This is a genomic window from Achromobacter sp. NPDC008082 (assembly GCF_042957345.1).
GTDB lineage: Bacteria > Pseudomonadota > Gammaproteobacteria > Burkholderiales > Burkholderiaceae_B > Achromobacter > Achromobacter kerstersii_A.
The window spans coordinates 575,340-594,416 of the sequence record NZ_JBIBIB010000005.1; the positions used below are offsets into that span (position 1 = coordinate 575,340).

At 64.3% G+C, this 19,077-nt stretch carries 12 protein-coding genes; 6 read left to right on the forward strand and 6 right to left on the reverse strand.

Features of this window, described 5'->3' with window-relative positions; all coding sequences use genetic code 11:
- The first annotated feature begins 5 nt into the window (after positions 1 to 5).
- The gene (locus ACFZAI_RS22540; protein WP_391568995.1) at positions 6 to 3,185 is read left to right on the forward strand and encodes an efflux RND transporter permease subunit; all 3,180 of its coding nucleotides are present in this window, start codon (positions 6 to 8) and stop codon (positions 3,183 to 3,185) included.
- On the forward strand, positions 3,185 to 4,771 hold the full coding sequence (gene adeC, locus ACFZAI_RS22545) for an AdeC/AdeK/OprM family multidrug efflux complex outer membrane factor (RefSeq protein WP_391568996.1): 1,587 nt from the start codon (positions 3,185 to 3,187) through the stop codon (positions 4,769 to 4,771). Before ACFZAI_RS22540 ends, adeC begins: the two co-directional genes overlap by 1 nt.
- A gap of 99 nt (positions 4,772 to 4,870) precedes the next feature.
- On the opposite strand, the gene ACFZAI_RS22550 is transcribed toward adeC, so the two are convergent.
- Entirely contained in the window at positions 4,871 to 5,122 is a 252-nt protein-coding gene (locus ACFZAI_RS22550) for a GlsB/YeaQ/YmgE family stress response membrane protein (protein ID WP_391568997.1), read from the reverse strand.
- Between the two features lie 110 nt (positions 5,123 to 5,232).
- Positions 5,233 to 5,847 (reverse strand): SCO family protein, encoded by a 615-nt coding sequence (locus ACFZAI_RS22555; protein WP_391568998.1) that lies wholly within the window; start codon positions 5,845 to 5,847, stop codon positions 5,233 to 5,235.
- A gap of 328 nt (positions 5,848 to 6,175) precedes the next feature.
- On the opposite strand from ACFZAI_RS22555, the gene ACFZAI_RS22560 reads away from it, so the two are divergent.
- Positions 6,176 to 6,928, forward strand: a complete 753-nt coding sequence (locus tag ACFZAI_RS22560; RefSeq protein WP_391568999.1) for a class I SAM-dependent methyltransferase — start codon at positions 6,176 to 6,178, stop codon at positions 6,926 to 6,928.
- Positions 6,929 to 6,978: 50 nt separating this feature from the next.
- Here the strand turns inward: ACFZAI_RS22560 and ACFZAI_RS22565 are convergent, their stop codons facing one another.
- The 4 genes from ACFZAI_RS22565 to ACFZAI_RS22580 form a co-directional block, all read right to left on the reverse strand.
- Positions 6,979 to 9,045, reverse strand: a complete 2,067-nt coding sequence (locus ACFZAI_RS22565) for a M3 family metallopeptidase (RefSeq protein WP_391569000.1) — start codon at positions 9,043 to 9,045, stop codon at positions 6,979 to 6,981.
- Between the two features lie 170 nt (positions 9,046 to 9,215).
- Positions 9,216 to 10,067, reverse strand: a complete 852-nt coding sequence (gene folD, locus ACFZAI_RS22570; protein ID WP_054426013.1) for a bifunctional methylenetetrahydrofolate dehydrogenase/methenyltetrahydrofolate cyclohydrolase FolD — start codon at positions 10,065 to 10,067, stop codon at positions 9,216 to 9,218.
- Positions 10,064 to 10,690: a response regulator transcription factor gene (locus ACFZAI_RS22575; protein WP_006219003.1), complete on the reverse strand. Its 627-nt coding sequence runs from the start codon at positions 10,688 to 10,690 to the stop codon at positions 10,064 to 10,066. Before ACFZAI_RS22575 ends, folD begins: the two co-directional genes overlap by 4 nt.
- Complete coding sequence (locus tag ACFZAI_RS22580) at positions 10,687 to 12,441, reverse strand: PAS domain S-box protein (RefSeq protein ID WP_391569001.1); 1,755 nt, start codon at positions 12,439 to 12,441, stop codon at positions 10,687 to 10,689. The genes ACFZAI_RS22575 and ACFZAI_RS22580 overlap by 4 nt, the downstream gene beginning before the upstream one ends.
- Positions 12,442 to 12,792: 351 nt before the next feature.
- Here ACFZAI_RS22580 and aceE point away from each other — a divergent pair, with 351 nt between their 5' ends.
- Genes aceE through lpdA form a run of 3 tightly spaced genes read left to right on the forward strand, consistent with a single transcriptional unit; the run spans position 12,793 to position 18,984 of the window.
- Positions 12,793 to 15,501 (forward strand): pyruvate dehydrogenase (acetyl-transferring), homodimeric type, encoded by a 2,709-nt coding sequence (gene aceE, locus ACFZAI_RS22585; RefSeq protein WP_391569002.1) that lies wholly within the window; start codon positions 12,793 to 12,795, stop codon positions 15,499 to 15,501.
- A 12-nt stretch (positions 15,502 to 15,513) separates the two neighbouring features.
- The gene (aceF, locus tag ACFZAI_RS22590) at positions 15,514 to 17,187 is read left to right on the forward strand and encodes a dihydrolipoyllysine-residue acetyltransferase (protein ID WP_391569003.1); all 1,674 of its coding nucleotides are present in this window, start codon (positions 15,514 to 15,516) and stop codon (positions 17,185 to 17,187) included.
- A gap of 12 nt (positions 17,188 to 17,199) precedes the next feature.
- A complete protein-coding gene (gene lpdA / locus ACFZAI_RS22595; RefSeq protein ID WP_391569004.1) occupies positions 17,200 to 18,984 on the forward strand; it encodes a dihydrolipoyl dehydrogenase in 1,785 nt (594 codons plus the stop codon).
- The last annotated feature ends 93 nt before the right edge of the window (positions 18,985 to 19,077 follow it).

Consider the following 19,077-nt stretch of genomic DNA (forward strand, 5'->3'; position numbering starts at 1 on the left):
CATGCATGGCAAAGTTTTTTATCGATAGGCCGGTTTTCGCCTGGGTGATCGCGATCGTGCTGATGATGGCCGGCGCGCTGTCCATCCTGCAATTGCCGGTCTCCCAGTACCCCAACATCGCGCCGCCGGCCATCGGCATCGCGGTGACCTACCCGGGCGCGTCCGCGCAGACCGTGCAGGACACCGTGGTGCAGGTGATCGAGCAGCAGATGAACGGGCTGGACGGCTTGCAGTACATCTCGTCGGAAAGCAACTCCGACGGCAGCATGTCCATCACGCTGACGTTCAAGCAAGGCACCAACCCGGACACGGCGCAGGTGCAGGTGCAGAACAAGCTGGCGCTGGCGCAGCCGCTCTTGCCGCAGGAAGTGCAGCAGCAGGGCATCCGCGTCACCAAGGCCACGAAGAACTTCCTGATCGTGGCGGGCTTTGTGTCCACCGACGGCACGATGACGAAGGACGACTTGGCCGACTACGTCGCCTCGTACGTCCAGGACCCCATCAGCCGCACGCAGGGCGTGGGCGACTTCCAGCTGTTCGGCTCGCAGTATGCAATGCGCATCTGGCTGGACCCCGCCAAGCTCGTGAACTACGGGCTGACCACGGTAGACGTGGTGGCGGCCATCAAGGAACAGAACGTGCAGGTGTCGTCCGGCCAGCTGGGCGGCCTGCCGTCCGTGCGCGGGCAGCAGCTGAACGCCACCATCATCGGGCCGTCGCGCCTGGAGAAGCCGGAAGACTTCGGCCGCATCCTGCTCAAGGTCAACACCGACGGTTCGCAAGTGCGCCTGGGCGATGTCTCGCGCATTGAACTTGGCGGCCAGACCTACGCCATCGACAGCTTCTACAACGGCAAGCCCGCCTCGGGCCTGGCCATCAAGCTGGCGCCGGGCGCCAACGCGCTGGACACGGCGCAGGCCGTGCGCGACACCATCAACAACTTGAAGCCGTACTTCCCGCCGGGCATGGACGTCGTGTATCCGTATGACACGACGCCGTTTGTCAGCCTGTCGATTCACGAAGTGTTCAAGACGCTGGTCGAGGCCATCATCCTGGTGTTCCTGGTGATGTACCTGTTCCTGCAGAACTTCCGCGCCACCATCATCCCCACGCTGGCCGTGCCGGTGGTGCTGCTGGGCACGTTCGGCGTGCTGGCCGCCTTTGGTTATTCCATCAACACCTTGACCATGTTCGGTATGGTGCTGGCCATTGGCCTGTTGGTGGACGACGCCATCGTGGTGGTGGAAAACGTTGAGCGGGTGATGGCCGAAGAAGGGCTGACCCCCAAGCAGGCGACCCGAAAGTCCATGAGCCAGATCACCGGCGCGCTGATCGGTATCGCCATGGTGCTGGCCGCCGTGTTCATCCCGATGGCGTTCTTTGGCGGCTCCACGGGCGTGATCTATCGCCAGTTCTCGATCACGATCGTGTCGTCGATGGTGCTGTCGGTGCTGGTGGCCATCGTCTTCACGCCGGCCTTGTGCGCGACCTTGCTCAAACCCATTCCGAAGGGCCATCACGGCACGAAGAAGGGTTTCTTCGGCTGGTTCAACCGCACGTTCGAACGCAGCAGCAACGGCTACGCCAACAGCGTGGCGCGCGGGCTGAACCGCACCAAGCGTTTGATGGTGGTGTACTTGGCGCTGGTCATTGCCATGGGCTGGCTCTTCACGCGCATTCCCACGGCGTTCCTGCCGGCGGAAGACCAGGGCATTTTGTTCGCCCAGATCCAGACGCCTGCGGGCGCGACGGCCGAAGCGACCAAGGCCGTTATCGATGACGCCACCCAGTACCTGCTGACCGAAGAGAAGGACGCCGTGACCTCGGTGTTCGCCGTGAACGGTTTCAACTTCGGCGGCCGCGGCCAGAACGCGTCCATCCTGTTCATCAAGCTGCGCGACTGGGAAGAACGCGGCGACGCCAAGCTGAAGGCCGGCGCCGTGGCGGCGCGCGCCAACGCGCACTTCGCCAAGACCGAACGCCGCGCGCAGATGTTCGTGGTGCCGCCGCCCTCCGTGATGGAACTGGGCAACGTCACCGGCTTTGACTTCCAGCTGATGGACCGCGCAGGCGTGGGCCATGAAAAGCTGCTTGCCGCGCGCAATCAGCTGCTTGGTGAAGCGGCGAAGAGCCCGGTGCTGGTGGGCGTGCGCCCCAACGGCATTGAAGATGCGCCCCAGTACCAGCTGGATATCGACCGCGAAAAAGCGCGTGCGCTTGGCGTAGCCGTGTCGGACATCAACAGCACGCTGGCCACCGCGTGGGGCTCGTCGTACGTCAACGACTTCATCGACCGTGGCCGTGTGAAGAAGGTGTTTGCGCAGGGCGAAGCCTCGTCGCGCATGCTGCCGGAAGACCTGAACAAATGGTATGTGCGCAACAGCGCGGGCGACATGGTGCCGTTCTCGGCGTTCTCGAAAGCCACGTGGAGCTTCGGCCCGCAGAAGCTGAACCGCTATAACGGCGTGCCGTCCTACAACATCCAGGGCCAGGCGGCCCCGGGCTATAGCTCGGGCGCGGCGATGGAAGAAATGGAAAAGCTGGCGGCCAAGCTGCCGGTGGGCGTGGGCTTTGAATGGACGGGCTTGTCGTTCGAAGAACGCCTCTCGGGTTCGCAAGCGCCCGCGCTCTACGCCATTTCGCTGATCGTGGTGTTCCTGTGCCTGGCCGCCTTGTATGAAAGCTGGTCGATTCCGACGGCGGTGATGCTGGTGGTGCCGTTGGGCATTATCGGCGTGCTGCTGGCGACCTTGGCGCGCGGCTTGTCCAACGACGTGTACTTCCAGGTGGGCTTGCTGACGACAGTGGGGCTGGCGGCCAAAAACGCCATCCTGATTGTGGAGTTCGCCAAAGAGCACTTTGAGTCCGGCGCGAGCCTGACGGAGTCGGCCATTCACGCCGCCCGCCAGCGCCTGCGTCCGATTCTGATGACGTCGCTGGCGTTCATCCTGGGCGTGACGCCGCTGGCGATCTCGTCGGGTGCGGGGTCGGGCAGCCAGAACGCCATCGGCACCGGCGTGATCGGCGGTATGTTGACCGGCACCTTCCTGGCTATTTTCTTTGTCCCCGCGTTCTTTGTGATCATGCTGCGCATGTTCAAGGTCAAGCGCATGAGCGAGAACCTCGACAAGCACGACACCAGCGCCAATGGCTCGCAGGACGTGTCCGCGGAAGGACGACCGTAATGAAATTTCCGATGAGAACCTTGTTGTCTGTTTCTCTGGCGGCGGCCCTGGCGGGCTGCTCGCTGGCCCCGACCTACGAACGGCCCGACGCGCCGGTCGACGCCGCGTATCCCACCGGCCCGGCCTACAAGGCGGACGGCTCGCAGGCCGCGTTGGGGATGTCCACCGCCGATATCGGCTGGCGCGACTTCTTCAGCGACCCGCTCTTGCAGCAGCTGATTGAACTGTCGCTGGCGAACAACCGCGACCTGCGCGTGGCGGCCCTGAACGTGGAAGCGGCGCGTGCGCAGTACCGCATTCAGCGCGCCGACCTGATGCCCAGCGTGGGCGTCGCCGGCCAGGAATCGGCCCAGCGCACGCCGGCGGATTTGTCCCCCAGCGGCCGCGCCACGACCAGCCACAGCTACCAGGTGGGCGCCGCCATGTCCGCCTGGGAATTGGACCTGTTCGGCCGTATCCGCAGCCTGAGCGACAAGGCGCTGGAATCCTATCTGGCGCTGGACGAAACCCGCACGGCCACGCAGCTGACGCTGATTGCCGAGGTGGCCAACGCTTATCTGACGTTGCGCGCCGACCAGGAGTTGCTGAGCCTGACGCGCGACACCTTGAAAAGCCAGGAAGATTCTTTCCAGCTGACCAAGCAAAGCTACGACCAGGGCCTGGCCACCGCGCTGGACTTGAGCCAGGCGGAAGTGTCGCTGCGCACGGCGCAGCGCAACCTGTCGCAATACACGCGCCAGGCTGCGCAAGACCGCAATGCGTTGACGCTGCTGGTGGGCCAGCCCATGTCGCCCGAAATCAGCGCCGCGCTGGATCAGGCCGTGAAGCTGGACGACGGCATGCTGCCGACGACCTTGCCCGCCGGCCTGCCGTCTGACCTGCTGGCGCGCCGTCCGGATATCCGTGCGGCCGAGCATCAGTTGAAGGGCGCTAACGCCAACATTGGCGCGGCGCGCGCGGCGTTCTTCCCGACCATCAGCCTGACCGGCCAGGCGGGCACCGCCAGCGCCAGTCTGGGCGGCCTGTTCGAAGGCGGCTCCGGCGCCTGGAGCTTCGTGCCTCAGATCACCGTGCCGATCTTCGCCGGCGGTTCGCTGCTGGCCGGTCTGGACTTGGCCAAGGTGCAGAAGAACATCCAGGTCGCGCAGTACGAGAAGTCCATCCAGACGGGGTTCCGCGAAGTGGCGGACGCGCTGGCCGGACGCGGCACGCTGGACGATCAGATTCAGGCGCAGCGCCTGCTGGTCAACGCCAACCAGCGCGCCTATGACGTGTCGGACCAGCGCTTCCGTCAGGGTATCGATGACTACCTGAGCGTGCTGGATTCCCAGCGTTCGCTGTACAGCGCGCAGCAGGCGCTGGTGGATACGCGCCTGGCCCGCCTGTCGAATCTGGTGACCTTGTACAAGGTGCTGGGCGGCGGCTGGACCGAGCGCACGGTGATGGCGCAGCAGTCAGCGGCGCAGCCCGCCGCGCAACCGGCCGCAGCGCAACCGGCCGCAGCGCAACCGGCGGCCAGTCAGCCTGCCGCAGCGCAACCTGCAATGCAGACTGCGCCGGCGGCGGCAACGGGTTCTGGCACCTAAGGCATAGGCCGCCTAAGCCCGGCGCTGATGCGCCGGCATGCAAAACGGGCCGATCTTTCGATCGGCCCGTTTTTTTTATTGCTTACCCGGCAGGAATCGTCAGGTGCGTTTCTTGGCGATCAGGCCCACCACGAACAGGACGATGATGGCGCCCACCACCGACGCGATCCAGCCGGCCGGTTCGCCCTGGGCATACCAGCCCAGCGACTGCCCCAGGAAGCCAGCGACCACCGCGCCGACGATACCCAGAATGGTGGTCATGATGATCCCCATGTTCTGGTCTCCGGGCATGATGGCGCGGGCGATCAGGCCCACGATGAATCCGACGATGATCATGATGACAATGCTCATGCGCTTACTCCTTACCAGGGAAAAAGGGACGATGTGCAGTGATGATACTCATGCTCGGAATCGTTCGGCTGTAACAACTGGTGTGCGGGGGGCGTTCTGAACGGCCCGGGTCAGGAGGTGATATCGATCAATTGACGTACGTCTTTGGTCAGCGCTTCGATGCTGTCGGTGTCGGACGCCAAGAGGCGTGCGCGGCCGTCCTTGTCGAAAATATACACACCGCGGCTGTGCGTCACTTCGTACATGTCGGCGTCATCCCCGGGACGGGGTTTTTCAATTTGATAGGCCACGCGGTAGCGGCGCGCCAGGTCAGCGATCTGTTTTTCGTCGCCCGTGACCCCGATGGCGTTGTTGTTGAACGCATTGACGTAGGCTTGCAGGATGTCGGGCGTGTCGCGGTGCGGGTCCACGCTGACGAACAGGATGCGCACGTTCTTGGCCTTGTCGCCCAGGTTTTGCAGCACGGCCGTCAACTGCGCCATGGTGGTCGGGCAGATGTCCGGGCAACTGGCGTAGCCGAAGAACAGCAGCACCGTCTTGCCCTTCAAGTCGTCACTGCTGACCGTCTTGCCGCCTGCGCCGGGCAGCGAGAATTTCAGGTCGGGCAGGTGGCCCTTGACGTTGTAAAGCGTCCAGTCGACGTTTCGATCGCCGCAAGCCGCAAGCAGCACGCACAAGGCCAACAGCAGGCCGCGCCAGGCGCGGCCGGTAAGAAGGTGTCGCATGAGTCCAGGAGAGGCCGAAAGAGTGGTAGGAGCGATACGCCCAGGAACAAGCCCGGTCAAACCCGTTGATTCTACCTGCATGGGCTCCCACGGCTGGCGTCGTCCAAGGGCCTGGGGGCGTGGCGCGAGCCGGGTTCTTGTCCTGGCGCAAACATTCGCCGCGGCAGCGCGAAGGTTCGACGGGGCGGCAGCGGCAGGCGGTCGCATTTGTGAAGCTTTGTGCAGATAGTGTTAGAGAAGCCTGCAAAGTCATGTCATCAGGGGGGTGTGCAGTCTATATTCAGAGACTTGTCAGTAACGCAGCGATAGGAAGGTCTTGAACGTGGATATGGCATCCAGCACGGCAATTCGTTATCCGTTGTTCCCGTATTACCCGGTAGTCGTCGATGTTCTGCGCAGCCGCAACGCCGATCGGGTGTTGGACGCGCCCTGCGGCACCGGTTGGCTGGGCGACATGTTGTCGGTTACCGGCACGCGCAAAACCGCCGTAGATGGCGTGGGCCTGTGGGAATTTCCGCCCGCTTCGGCCGGCTATCAGTCGGTGACTGAACACGATCTGGACACCCCGTTGGCCGTCAGCACGGCCTATGATGCGGCCGTGTGTTGCGAGGCCATCCACCTGATGACGAACCCGGGCGTGCTGGTGCAAAGCCTGTACCACGCGTTGCGGCCGGGCGGCACCTTGATCATCACCACGCCCAATACGTGGTATTTGCGGTCTCGGTGGCAGTTCATGATGCGGGGGTTTCATTCCGGCTTTCGCCCCATGATCGGCCGGCAGCGCGGCGAAGACTACATCACCTATTTCCCCTTCAGCTTTCCGCAACTGCACCTGCTGCTATCGCACTACGGCTTCACGGACATTACCCTGCACGAGGTCGATGAGCCCAAGCCCAAGCGGATGATCGAACGTTTTTTGGCCGTGCCTTCGCGCCTGTACAACCGGCGCCGGGTCAAGCGCGCCGAGAACGACGACGTGCGCCATTTCTGGAAGCAGGCCGGGTCGGACCAGTCGGTGCATGGCCGCTGGCTGGTTGTGTCGGCGCGCCGGCCGGACGAACCGGCTTCAGCGCAGGCGTAAAAAAGGCCCACAGCAAACTGCTGTGGGCCTTGCGTGAAGAGCCGGCGTGATCAGTTGCCGCTCATGCCGCTGTGGCGCAGCAGCGCGTCGATGCGCGGGGCGCGGCCACGGAAGGCGGCAAACGATTCTGCCGCCGGGCGCGAGCCGCCCACCGCCAGCACTTCGCGGCGAAAGCGCGCGCCGGTTTCCGGATCAAGCGTGCCCAAGGGGTTGCCGGGCTGCTTGGCGGCGGCTTCCTCGAAGGCTTCGTACGCGTCAGCGGACAGCACTTCGGCCCACTTGTAGCTGTAGTAGCCCGCGCCGTAGCCGCCTGCGAACAGATGCGAAAACGCGTGCGGCAGGCGATGCCAGGCGGGCGGGAACAGCACGGCCACTTCCTGGCGCACTTCTTGCAGCAGGGCCAGCACTTCGGTAATGGTGGCGCCCTTGGCGCGGTCATGCATCAGCATGTCGAACAAGGCGAATTCGATCTGGCGCACGGCCTGCATGCCGCTTTGGTAGTTGCGCGCGGCGACCAGGCGGTCGTAGAGCGCACGCGGCAGCGGTTCGCCGGTGTCGACATGGGCCGACAGCTTTTGCACCACCGCCCATTCCCAGCAGAAGTTCTCCATGAATTGCGAGGGCAGTTCAATGGCGTCCCATTCCACGCTGGCGAACGCGGCGGCGCCGGGCTCGTCGACTTCCGACAGCAGGGCGTGCAGCGCGTGGCCGGTTTCGTGGAACAGCGTGATGACGTCGTCATGCGTGAGCACGGCGGCGCGGTCGCCGTTGGGGCGCGAGAAATTGCAGGTCAGGTAAACAACGGGCGTCTGCACCTGGCCGGCGATGACGCGGCGGGCGCGTTCGCTATCCACCCACGCGCCGCTTTGCTTGCCGGAGCGGGCGTACAAGTCCAGGTACAGATAGCCGATCAGGCCGCCATCGGCGCGCTCCACGCGCACACCGCGCGCGTCGCTGTGCCAGGTGGAGACGGGCGTTTCCGTCAAGCGGACGTCGAACAGCTTTTCAATGACTTCGAACAGGCCCGCCAGCACGCGCGGCTCGGTGAAGTACTGCTTCACTTCGTCTTCGGAATAGGCGTAGCGCGATTCGCGCAGGCGTTCCGAGGCAAAGGCCACATCCCACGGCTGAAGCTCGTCCAGGCCGAGCTCGCCGGTGGCGTAGGCTTTCAGTTCCGCCAAGTCGCGCTGGGCGTAAGGCTTGGCGCGGGCAGCCAGATCACGCAGGAAGACGGTGACTTCGCTGGCGTCGCGGGCCATGCGGGTTTGCAGGCGCAGCGAGGCGTAGGTGCCCAGGCCCAGCAGGCCGGATTCTTCGGCGCGCAGCGACAGCAGTTCTTCGATAAGGGGGGAATTGTCGAACTTGGCGTCGCCTTGTTCGGATGCCACCGTGCCGTAGCCGCGGTACAGCGCTTCGCGCAGCGACCGGTCTTGCGCGTATTGCATGACGGGCAGGTAGCAAGGCATTTTCAGCGTCAGCTTCCAGCCGGGCTTGCCGTCTTCTTCGGCGGCGGCGCGGGCGGCGGACAGCACATCAGCCGGAATGCCGGCCAGACGGGCGTCGTCTTCGACCAGCAGCGACCAGGCGTCGATGGCGTCCAGCACGTTTTCCGAGAACTTTTGCGAGGCCTGGGCTTCGCGGTCGGAGATGGCGGCGTAGCGTTCGCGGTCGGCGCCTTGCAGCTCAACGCCGCTCAAGCGGAAATCGCGCAGCGCCATTTCCACGATGCGGCGGCGCACGGGCGACCAGGTGGCGAAATCGGGGGCGGCAGCCAGCCGCTGGTACTGCTTGTACAGCCCTTCGTGCAGGCCGACCCAGGTGGAAAATTCGGTGATCAGCGGCAGCGCGGCGTTATAGGCCTCGCGCAGTTCCGGCGTGTTGACCACGGCATTCAGGTGGCCGGCCACCGACCATGCGCGCCACAGGCGCTCGGAAGCGGTATCCAGCGGTTCCACGACCGCTTCCCAGGTGGGCGCCAGCGCAGCATCGGCGGCGTGGTCGACGGCCTTGCGGGCGATGCCCAGCAGTTCCTCGACGGCGGGCACAATGTGCCCGGGCTTGACGGCCGCATAGTCGACCAGGTCGGAGACGGGAGCGAGCAGGGGGTTCTGGGTCATGGTGTTACCGGCGTAAGACGTAGCAGGCGGCGCGCGGGACAAGCAGCCCGGCGCCGGCGAAAGACATACGAATCAGATAGGGGCGATACGCCCGAATGCAAGGGGCCTTGGCGCCTGCAAACGATAGGGCGATGCGCATCCGTGACGGTGTGCGCATCGCCTTGCAACGATCAGCCTGCGGCGCGTTCCGCGGCTTCAACCGTATTGACCAGCAGCATGGCGATGGTCATGGGGCCCACGCCGCCGGGGACGGGGGTGATGGCGCCGGCCACTTCCTTGGCGGAAGCGAAATCCACGTCGCCGCACAGCTTGCCGTCTTCGCCGCGGTTGATGCCCACGTCGATGACGACGGCGCCCGGCTTGATCATCGAACCGTCGATCATGCCCGGCTTGCCGGTGGCGACCACCAGGACGTCAGCGCGGCGGGTCTGGGCCGCCAGGTCGCGCGTCTTGGAATTGCAGATGGTGATGGTGGCGCCGGCCTGGAGCAGCAGCATGGCCATCGGCTTGCCGACGATGTTGCTGGCGCCGACGATCACGGCTTCAGCGCCGCGCAGCGTCACGCCTTCCGATTCCAGCATCTTCATCACGCCGTAGGGCGTGCAGGGGCGGAACAGCGGCTGGCCGGTCATGAGCAGGCCGGCGTTGCTGATGTGGAACCCGTCCACGTCCTTCTCGGCCGCGATGGCTTCGATGACCTTGTGGGAATCCATATGCTTGGGCAGCGGCAGCTGCACCAGGATGCCGTGAATGGTCGGGTCCTGGTTCAGGACGGCGATGCGGGCCAGCAGTTCGGCCTCGGTCATCTCGGCCGGGTACTGTTCCTTGACGGAATGCAGGCCGGCTTTTTCGCAGGCGGCAACCTTGTTGCGCACGTAAACCTGGGACGCGGGGTCCGCGCCCACCAGCACCACGGCCAGGCCGGGGCGGGTGCCCTTGGCAGCCAGGGCGGCGACGCGCTGGGCGACTTCTTCGCGAATGCGCAGCGACAGTGCTGCGCCATCGATAACTCTTGCGGTCATGCGTGCGCCTCGGGTTTGGCCAAGGCCACTTTCATCAAATCAGCAACGGTAGTCACTTCCAGTTTTTCCATAATGTTGGCGCGGTGCGCCTCGACGGTCTTGATGCTGATGCCCAGGTCGTCGGCGATCTGCTTGTTCAAGCGGCCGGCGACGATGCGCTCCAGCACCTGCTGCTCGCGCGCGGTCAGGCGTGCCAGCATGGCTTCGTGGTCCTTCTGAGCCTGGTGCTTGCTGACGCGCTGCGTGGCTTGCTCGAGCATGCGCGCAACGATTTCGCGCAGGTCCGACTCGTTGAAGGGCTTTTCCAGAAAATCGACCGCGCCTTTCTTCATCGTGGACACGGCCATCGGCACGTCGCCGTGGCCGGTGATGAACACGATGGGCAGCGGCGCGTTGCGGGCGATCAGTTGTTCCTGAAGCTCCAGGCCGCTCATGCCGGGCATGCGCACGTCGGCGATCAGCACGCCGATCTGGCTGGCGTCGTAGTCTTCCAGGAAGGATTCGCCGCTGGCATAGGCGCGAACGCGGTAACCGTTGGCTTCCAACAGCCAGCGCAGCGAATCGCGGACCGCTTCGTCGTCGTCAACAATGAATACCGTGCTCGACAGGTGGGGCGTGTTCATGCGTGCAACTCCTCGGACTGATCATTCTGGGCCTGCGTCTGGGACGCAGCGCAGGGCAGGGTAAAGCGGAAAATAGTACCGCCGGCGGGGTTCGGGTCCGCCCAAAGACGGCCGTGGTGCGATTCAATAATGGTACGGCAGATATTCAGCCCCATGCCCAGGCCTTGGGTCTTGGTGCTGAAGAAGGGTTCGAACAGGCGCTCGGGTTCAGCCAGGCCATGGCCGCGGTCAACCACGGCCACTTCGATGTGCTGCTCGTGCAGAATGACCGCCACCTTGAGCTCGTCGGATTCGCTCTTTTCCATGGCTTCCAGCCCGTTCTTCAGCAGGTTCAACAGCACCTGTTCGATCAGGATGGGGTCAGCCAGGACGTCCGGCGCGTTCGACGGCACGAAGCTGTCGATACGGATGCGGCGCTTGCGGGCGTCAATTTCAGCAAAGCCGATGGCGTTGTCGACAATGCGGCCAATGGCCACGCGCTGGCGGCGCGGCTCGCTGCGCTTCACGAATTCGCGGATGCGGCTGATGATCTTGCCGGCGCGCTCGGCCTGCGACGCGGCCTTTTCCAGCGCCGGCAGCAGCATGTTGGGGCTGGTGTGGCCGGCCTTGACCAAGGCGACGGCGCCCATGCTGTAGTTGGCGATGGCGGTCAGCGGCTGGTTCAGTTCGTGCGCCAGCGACGAGGCCATTTCGCCCATCGTCGTCAGGCGGCTGGTGAGCTGGATCTTTTCCTGCTGCACGCGCGACGCTTCTTCATGGCCGCGGCGTTCGGTGATGTCGCGCGCGACTTGCATGCGCACGCGGCGCCCGTCGGTCCAGGCCAGCATGCGGTGATGCACTTCAAACCAGCGTTGCACCGACGGCGCGAACACTTCCACCGATTCGTCGGTGAAGCGGCCGCGGCGGCCGGCCAGCAATTCGTCGTGGCCGCCCGTCTGCGCGCCGAACACGCGGCGGTAAGTGCGGTTGGCGAACAGCAGCTCCAGGCCGTCGTGCGTATCGGCCGTGACCGAGATGGCGTCGTCCAGGCCTTCCAGCACGGTCATGAAACGCTCGTGCGCGGCGGTCAGGGCTTCGCGGATGCGCTTGGGCTCGGTGATGTCGGTCATCGACGTCATCCAGCCGATCTGGTTGCCGTTGGGGTCCAGCAGCGGCGACACATACATGCGCGCAGTGAAGCGCGAGCCGTCACGCCGCTGCGCTTCCACTTCCAGGCCGCTGCTGGGCGTCTTGCCCGACATCAGGACATCAAGCGTGTGCTGATGCTGTTCGTGGCGGCCGGGCACCCAATACGGAAAGGGCGGGCTGCGGCCGATGAGGTCGGCTTCGTTCCAGCCGATCATGCGGCAGAACGCGGGGTTCACGTAGGCGATGCGGCCTTCCATATCCAGCACGCGCATGCCGGTGGACATGGAATTTTCCATGGCGCGGCGAAATCCGGTTTCAGCGATAAGCGCGGCTTCGGCGGAAGAGCGAAAGCGGGTATAGCGCCACAGCATCAGCAAGCTGATGACGATCACGCATGACAACGCCAGCACCACCCAGATCAGGCGTTGCTGACGCATTTCCTGGTCGATCGTCACAAACATGACGCTATCGTCATGAATGCGTTGCAGCCAGAAGAACACCCCCATCACACAGATGTACAGAATCAGCACCATGGCAGGCGTGACCCAGTACACGCCGCGGCGGCGGGTGCGGGCGTGATCGTGAAACGGCGTAGGAATATTGGACTTGGGCGCGCTGGACATGGAATTCGGGCCAGATAGACCGCGCATTTTAGTGCGTGTTCGGGGTGAAGTCCCGGGAAACACACCCCGCTTTTGGCGTACAGCGTAAAAAGACCGGTCAGGAGGTGTTCAGCTTGCGTTCATAATTTCGCATTGTGAAATGCCGTACCGCAACATGAAATTTTCCTTGCGACCGGTTAATCTTCTTTCTTAGAATGCCGGCTGATAGGGAACCGACCCAAAGCAGGTCTCTAGAAAAACACCCCGACCCATGCCTGACATGGTAGCCCGGATGATCCCGGCTACCATGCAGAGTCCGCGAGTAGAACGAAGCGGGTGTGGTCACGAACGAACCCCAACAGGAGACACACGATGTCCTCTTTCGCCCAGGCTGGCGCCCCGCAGGCTGCCAACGACGAAGACACCCTTGAAACCCAGGAGTGGCTCGAAGCCCTGGCGGCAGTCCTTGATCGCGAAGGGCCGCAGCGCGCGCACTACCTGCTGGAACGCCTGATCGACGAAGCCCGTCGTTCCGGCGCCCACATCCCGTTCTCGCCGAATACCGCTTACGTCAACACGATTCCCCCCGGCCTGGAGCCGGCGCATCCGGGCAACCTGGAGCTGGAATCGCGCATCCGTTCGTACGTGCGCTGGAACGCCATGGCCATGGTGGTCAAGGCCAACAAGCACAATCCGCCGGACGGCGGCGACCTGGGCGGCCACATCGCGTCGTTCGCCTCGCTGGCCACCATGATCGGCTGCGGCCAGAACCACTTCTGGCACGCGGAAGACGAAGGCCACGGCGGCGACCTGGTCTACTTCCAGGGCCACACGTCCCCCGGCATGTACGGCCGCGCCTACCTTGAAGGCCGCCTCACCGAAGACCAGCTGAACCACTTCCGCCAGGAAGTGGACGGCAAGGGCCTGTCGTCGTACCCGCACCCGAAGCTGATGCCGGATTTCTGGCAATTCCCGACGGTGTCGATGGGCCTGGGCCCGCTGATGGCTATCTACCAGGCCCGCTTCCTGAAGTACCTGCACGCCCGCGGCATTGCCGACACCAGCAACCGCAAGGTCTGGGTGTTCTGCGGCGACGGCGAAATGGACGAACCCGAATCGCTGGGCGCCATCGCATTGGCCGCCCGTGAAAAGCTCGATAACCTGATCTTCGTGGTGAACTGCAACCTGCAGCGCCTGGACGGTCCGGTGCGCGGCAACGGCAAGATCATCCAGGAACTGGAAGGCGACTTCCGTGGTTCGGGCTGGAACGTGATCAAGCTGATCTGGGGCGGCTACTGGGACCCGCTGCTGGCGCACGACAAGGAAGGCATCCTGCGCCAGATCATGGAAGACACCGTTGACGGCGAGTACCAGGCGTACAAGGCCAACGACGGCAAGTTCGTTCGCGAACACTTCTTTGGCAAGCACCCGAAGCTGCTGGAAGCCGTCTCGCGCATGAGCGACGAAGACATCTGGCGCCTGAACCGTGGCGGCCACGACCCGCACAAGGTGTACGCCGCGTTTGACGCCGCCACCAGCCACACCGGTCAACCCACCGTCATCCTGGCCAAGACCATCAAGGGCTACGGCATGGGCCACGTGGGTCAGGCGAAGAACCCGACCCACCAGCAAAAGAAGCTGGAGCTGGACTCGATCCGCGAATTCCGCGACCGTTTCGGCATCCCGATTCCTGACGACCAACTGGCCGATCTGCCGTACTTCAAGCCGGCCGAAGACTCGCCGGAAATGAAGTACCTGCACGAGCGCCGCGCCGCGCTGGGCGGCTACCTGCCGCGCCGCCGCGCCAAGGCCGACGAGCAACTGAAGGCCCCCGCGCTGGACGCCTTCAAGGCCGTGCTGGAACCCACCGCCGAAGGCCGTGAAATCTCCACCACCCAAGCCTTTGTGCGCATCCTGAACCAGGTGCTGCGCGACAAGGAACTGGGTCCGCGCGTAGTGCCGATTCTGGCCGACGAATCGCGTACCTTCGGTATGGAAGGCCTGTTCCGCCAGATCGGTATTTACGCGCCGGAAGGCCAGAAGTACACCCCGGTCGATAAGGACCAGGTCATGTACTACAAGGAAGCGGCCGACGGCCAGCTTCTGCAGGAAGGCATCAACGAAGCGGGCGCAATGAGCTCGTGGATTGCGGCGGCCACGTCGTACTCCTCGAACAACCGCATCATGATCCCGTTCTTCATCTACTACTCGATGTTCGGGTTCCAGCGCATTGGCGATCTGGCCTGGGCGGCGGGCGACATGCAAGCGCGTGGCTTCCTCTTGGGCGGCACCGCCGGCCGCACGACGCTTAACGGCGAAGGCTTGCAGCACGAAGACGGCCACAGCCACATCCTGGCGTCCACCATTCCGAACTGCGTGTCCTACGACCCGACGTTCGGCCATGAGCTGGCCGTGATCATCCAGCATGGCTTGAAGCGCATGGTGGAAGACCAGGAAAACGTCTATTACTACCTGACGGTGATGAACGAAAACTACCCGCAGCCCGGTCTGACCCAGGGCGACGAGGAAGGCATCATCAAGGGCATGTACAAGCTGAAGTCGCACGGCAAGGGCAAGAACCGCGTGCAGCTGATGGGTTCGGGCACGATCCTGCGCGAAGTCATGGCCGCGCAAGAACTGCTGGAAGCCGACTGGGGCGTGGCGTCCGATCTGTGGAGCGTCACCAGCTTCACCGAACTGCGCCGCAACGGCCTGGACGTCGACCGCCACAACATGCTGCACCCCGACGAAAAGAAGCCGCAAGTGGCTTACGTCACGGAACAGCTGGCCAAGACGGAAGGCCCGATCATCGCATCGACCGACTACATGAAGCTCTTTGCTGACCAGATCCGTCCGTTCGTGCCCAAGGGCCGCGAATACAAGGTGCTGGGCACCGACGGTTTCGGCCGCTCGGATTTCCGCGCCAAGCTGCGTGAGCACTTCGAAGTGGACCGCCACTTCGTCGTCGTCGCCGCGCTGCGCGCATTGGCTGACGAAGGCAAGGTGCCGGTTGCCAAGGTGGCGGAAGCCATCAAGAAGTACGGCATCAATCCGAACAAAGCCAACCCGCAATACGCCTGAGGGTAAAGAGACATGAGCAACATCGTGCAAATCAAGGTTCCCGACATCGGCGACTTCAAGGAAGTGGAAGTCATCGAAGTGCTGGTCGCCGTGGGCGACACGATCAAGGCCGAACAGAGCCTGATCACGGTAGAGTCCGACAAAGCCTCGATGGAAATCCCCGCGTCGCAAGGCGGCGTGGTGAAGTCCATCACCGTGAAGGTGGGCGACAAGGTCGCGGAAGGCGCGGTCGTGCTGGAAGTGGAAGCAGAAGCCTCGGACGCCGCACCGGCCGCCAAGGAAGAAGCGCCCAAGGCTGCGCCCAAGCAAGCGGCTGCGGCGGCTCCGGCCGCCAAGGCTGAAGCGGCGGCGCCTGCCGCCGCCAGCGGCCCGGTCGACATCGAAGTGCCGGACATCGGCGACTTCAAGGAAGTGGAAGTCATCGAAGTCATGGTCGCCGTGGGCGACACCATCAAGGCCGAGCAAAGCCTGATCACCGTGGAGTCCGACAAGGCCTCGATGGAGATCCCGGCTTCGCAAGGCGGTGTGGTCAAGGAAGTGAAGGTCAAGGTGGGCGACAAGGTCGCCAAGGGTTCGGTCGTCGTGGTGGTGGAGGGGGGCGCTGCCTCGGCTCCGGCTGCGAAGACGGAAGCCGCCGCCGCGCCTGCCGCGAAGGCAGAAGCCAAGGCAGAAGCTAAGACCGAAGCCAAGGCTGAAGCGCCCGCTGCGGCGCCGGCTTCGCGTCCGGCTCCGGCCGCCGCGCTGGAAGACGCCAACCTGAAGCCCGGCCAACTGCCGCATGCGTCGCCGTCGGTGCGCAAGTTCGCCCGCGAACTGGGCGTGAACCTGAGCAAGGTCAAGGGTTCGGGTCCGAAAGACCGCATCACGGCGGAAGACGTGCGCGGCTTCGTCAAGCAAGCGCTGGCCGCCGGCCCCGCAACCGCCGCTGCCGGTGGTTCGGCCGATGGCGCCGCGCTGGGCCTGCTGCCGTGGCCGAAGGTCGACTTCACCAAGTTCGGCCCGATCGAAGCCAAGCCGCTGTCGCGCATCAAGAAGATTTCCGGCGCGAACCTGCACCGCAACTGGGTCATGATCCCGCACGTCACCAACAACGACGAAGCGGACATCACCGACCTGGAAGCGCTGCGCGTCACGCTGAACAAGGAAAACGAGAAGTCGGGCGTCAAGGTCACGATGCTGGCCTTCCTGATCAAGGCCGTGGTTGCGGCCCTGAAGAAGTTCCCCGAGTTCAACGCTTCGCTGGACGGCGACAACCTGGTGCTCAAGCAGTACTACCACATCGGTTTCGCCGCCGACACGCCCAACGGGCTGGTGGTGCCGGTGATTCGCGACGCCGACAAGAAGGGCATCCTGCAAATCGCGCAGGAAATGACCGACCTGTCCAAGAAGGCGCGCGACGGCAAGATCTCGCCTGCGGAAATGCAGGGCGGCTGCTTCTCGATCTCGTCCTTGGGCGGCATCGGCGGCACCTCGTTCACGCCGATCATCAACGCGCCGGAAGTGGCCATCCTGGGTGTGTCGCGCTCGGCGCACAAGCCCGTCTGGGACGGCAAGCAGTTCGTGCCGCGCCTGATCGTGCCGCTGTCGCTGTCGTACGACCACCGCGTCATCGACGGCGCGTCCGCTGCCCGCTTCAACGCCTATCTGGGCGCGCTGCTGGCCGACTTCCGCCGCATTGCGCTGTAAACGGGGAGCCCTATGAGCAATACCGTTCAAATCAAAGTGCCGGACATCGGTGACTTCAAGGAAGTGGAAGTCATCGAAGTGCTGGTCGCCGTGGGCGACACGATCAAGGCCGAGCAAAGCCTGATCACCGTGGAATCCGACAAGGCCTCGATGGAAATCCCCGCGTCGCAAGGCGGCGTGGTGAAGTCCATTGCGGTCAAGGTGGGCGACAAGGTTGCCGAAGGCGCGGTCGTGTTGGAAGTGGAAGCTTCGGAAGCTGCCGCCAAGGACGCCCCGGCCAAGGAAGCCGCCAAGACTGCTGAAGCCCCCAAGAAGGCCGAAGCTGCTGCGGCGCCGGCCGCCAAGGCCGCCGCGCCCGCCGCGTCGACCTTCAAGGGTTCGGCCGACGGTGAATACGACATGCTGGTGCTGGGCGCGGGCCCTGGCGGCTACTCCGCCGCCTTCCGCGCGGCCGACCTCGGCCTGTCCGTGGTGCTGGTCGAGCGCTACGAAACGCTGGGCGGCGTGTGCCTGAATGTGGGCTGCATTCCGTCCAAGGCGCTGTTGCACAACGCCGCCGTCATCGACGAAGCGCGCGAGCTGGCGGCCCACGGCATCAGCTTTGGCGAACCGAAGATCGACCTGGACAAGCTGCGCGGCTACAAGGACAGCGTGGTCGCCAAGCTGACCGGCGGCCTGGCCGGCATGGCCAAGGCGCGCAAAGTCACCGTGGTGACGGGCGTGGGCGAATTTGCCGACGCCAACCACCTGACCGTCACGTCCGCCGACGGCAAGGCCCAGACGCTGCGCTTCAAGCAAGCCATCATCGCCGCCGGCAGCCAGTCGGTGAAGCTGCCGTTCATGCCCAAGGACGACCGTGTCGTCGACTCCACCGGCGCATTGCTGCTGCGTGAAGTGCCGAAGAAGATGCTGATTGTGGGCGGTGGCATCATCGGACTGGAAATGGGCACGGTGTACTCGACGCTGGGCGCCCGCCTGGACGTCGTGGAAATGCTCGACGGCCTGATGCAAGGCGCTGACCGCGATCTGGTCAAGGTCTGGCAGAAGAAGAACGCCTACCGCTTCGACAACATCATGTTGAAGACCAAGACCGTGGGCGCCGAAGCCAAGAAAGACGGCATCTACGTCACGTTCGAAGGCGAGGGCGCGCCCAAGGAACCGCAACGCTACGACCTCGTTCTGCAAGCCGTGGGCCGCAGCCCGAACGGCAAGAAGATCGGCGCCGAGCGCGCTGGCATCGCCGTGACCGACCGCGGTTTCATCGAGGTCGACCGCCAGATGCGCACCAACGTGCCGCACATCTACGCCATTGGCGACATCGTCGGCCAGCCGATGCTGGCGCACAAGGCCGTGCATGAAGGCCACGTGGCGGCGGAAGCCGCAGCCGGCCAGAAGTCGTTCTTTGACGCGCGCGTCATTCCGTCGGTGGCCTACACCGATCCGGAAGTGGCATGGGTGGGCCTGACCGAAGACGAAGCCAAGAAGCAAGGCATCAAGATCGAGAAGGGCGTGTTCCCGTGGGCGGCTTCTGGCCGAGCCATCGCCAACGGCCGCGACGAAGGCTTCACCAAGCTGATTTTCGACGCGGAAACGCATCGCATTCTGGGCGGCAGCATCGTGGGCACCCACGCTGGCGACCTGATCAGCGAACTGGCCCTGGCCGTGGAAATGGGCGCCGACGTCGTCGACATCGCCAAAACCATCCACCCGCACCCGACGCTGGGTGAATCGGTGGGCATGGCGGCCGAAGTGGCCGAAGGCGTCTGCACCGACTTGCCGCCGATGAAGAAGAAGTAATGCCCGGTGGGGCGGCTTGCCGCCTCATGTTTGCCGCCGCATGTTCGCTGCCGCATGTTCGCCGCCTCACGTTTGCCGGCTCGTGCTTGCCAA

Bases quoted from the DNA above. Each gene is read 5' to 3' on its own strand.
- adeC (WP_391568996.1), top strand. From the start codon at position 3,185: ATGAAATTTCCGATGAGAACCTTGTTGTCTGTTTCTCTGGCGGCGGCC.
- ACFZAI_RS22550 (WP_391568997.1), bottom strand. From the start codon at position 5,122: ATGAGCATTGTCATCATGATCATCGTCGGATTCATCGTGGGCCTGATC.
- ACFZAI_RS22580 (WP_391569001.1), bottom strand. From the start codon at position 12,441: ATGTCCAGCGCGCCCAAGTCCAATATTCCTACGCCGTTTCACGATCAC.
- aceF (WP_391569003.1), top strand. From the start codon at position 15,514: ATGAGCAACATCGTGCAAATCAAGGTTCCCGACATCGGCGACTTCAAG.
- lpdA (WP_391569004.1), top strand. From the start codon at position 17,200: ATGAGCAATACCGTTCAAATCAAAGTGCCGGACATCGGTGACTTCAAG.
- folD (WP_054426013.1), bottom strand. From the start codon at position 10,067: ATGACCGCAAGAGTTATCGATGGCGCAGCACTGTCGCTGCGCATTCGC.
- ACFZAI_RS22560 (WP_391568999.1), top strand. From the start codon at position 6,176: ATGGCATCCAGCACGGCAATTCGTTATCCGTTGTTCCCGTATTACCCG.
- ACFZAI_RS22540 (WP_391568995.1), top strand. From the start codon at position 6: ATGGCAAAGTTTTTTATCGATAGGCCGGTTTTCGCCTGGGTGATCGCG.
- ACFZAI_RS22555 (WP_391568998.1), bottom strand. From the start codon at position 5,847: ATGCGACACCTTCTTACCGGCCGCGCCTGGCGCGGCCTGCTGTTGGCC.
- ACFZAI_RS22565 (WP_391569000.1), bottom strand. From the start codon at position 9,045: ATGACCCAGAACCCCCTGCTCGCTCCCGTCTCCGACCTGGTCGACTAT.
- aceE (WP_391569002.1), top strand. From the start codon at position 12,793: ATGTCCTCTTTCGCCCAGGCTGGCGCCCCGCAGGCTGCCAACGACGAA.
- ACFZAI_RS22575 (WP_006219003.1), bottom strand. From the start codon at position 10,690: ATGAACACGCCCCACCTGTCGAGCACGGTATTCATTGTTGACGACGAC.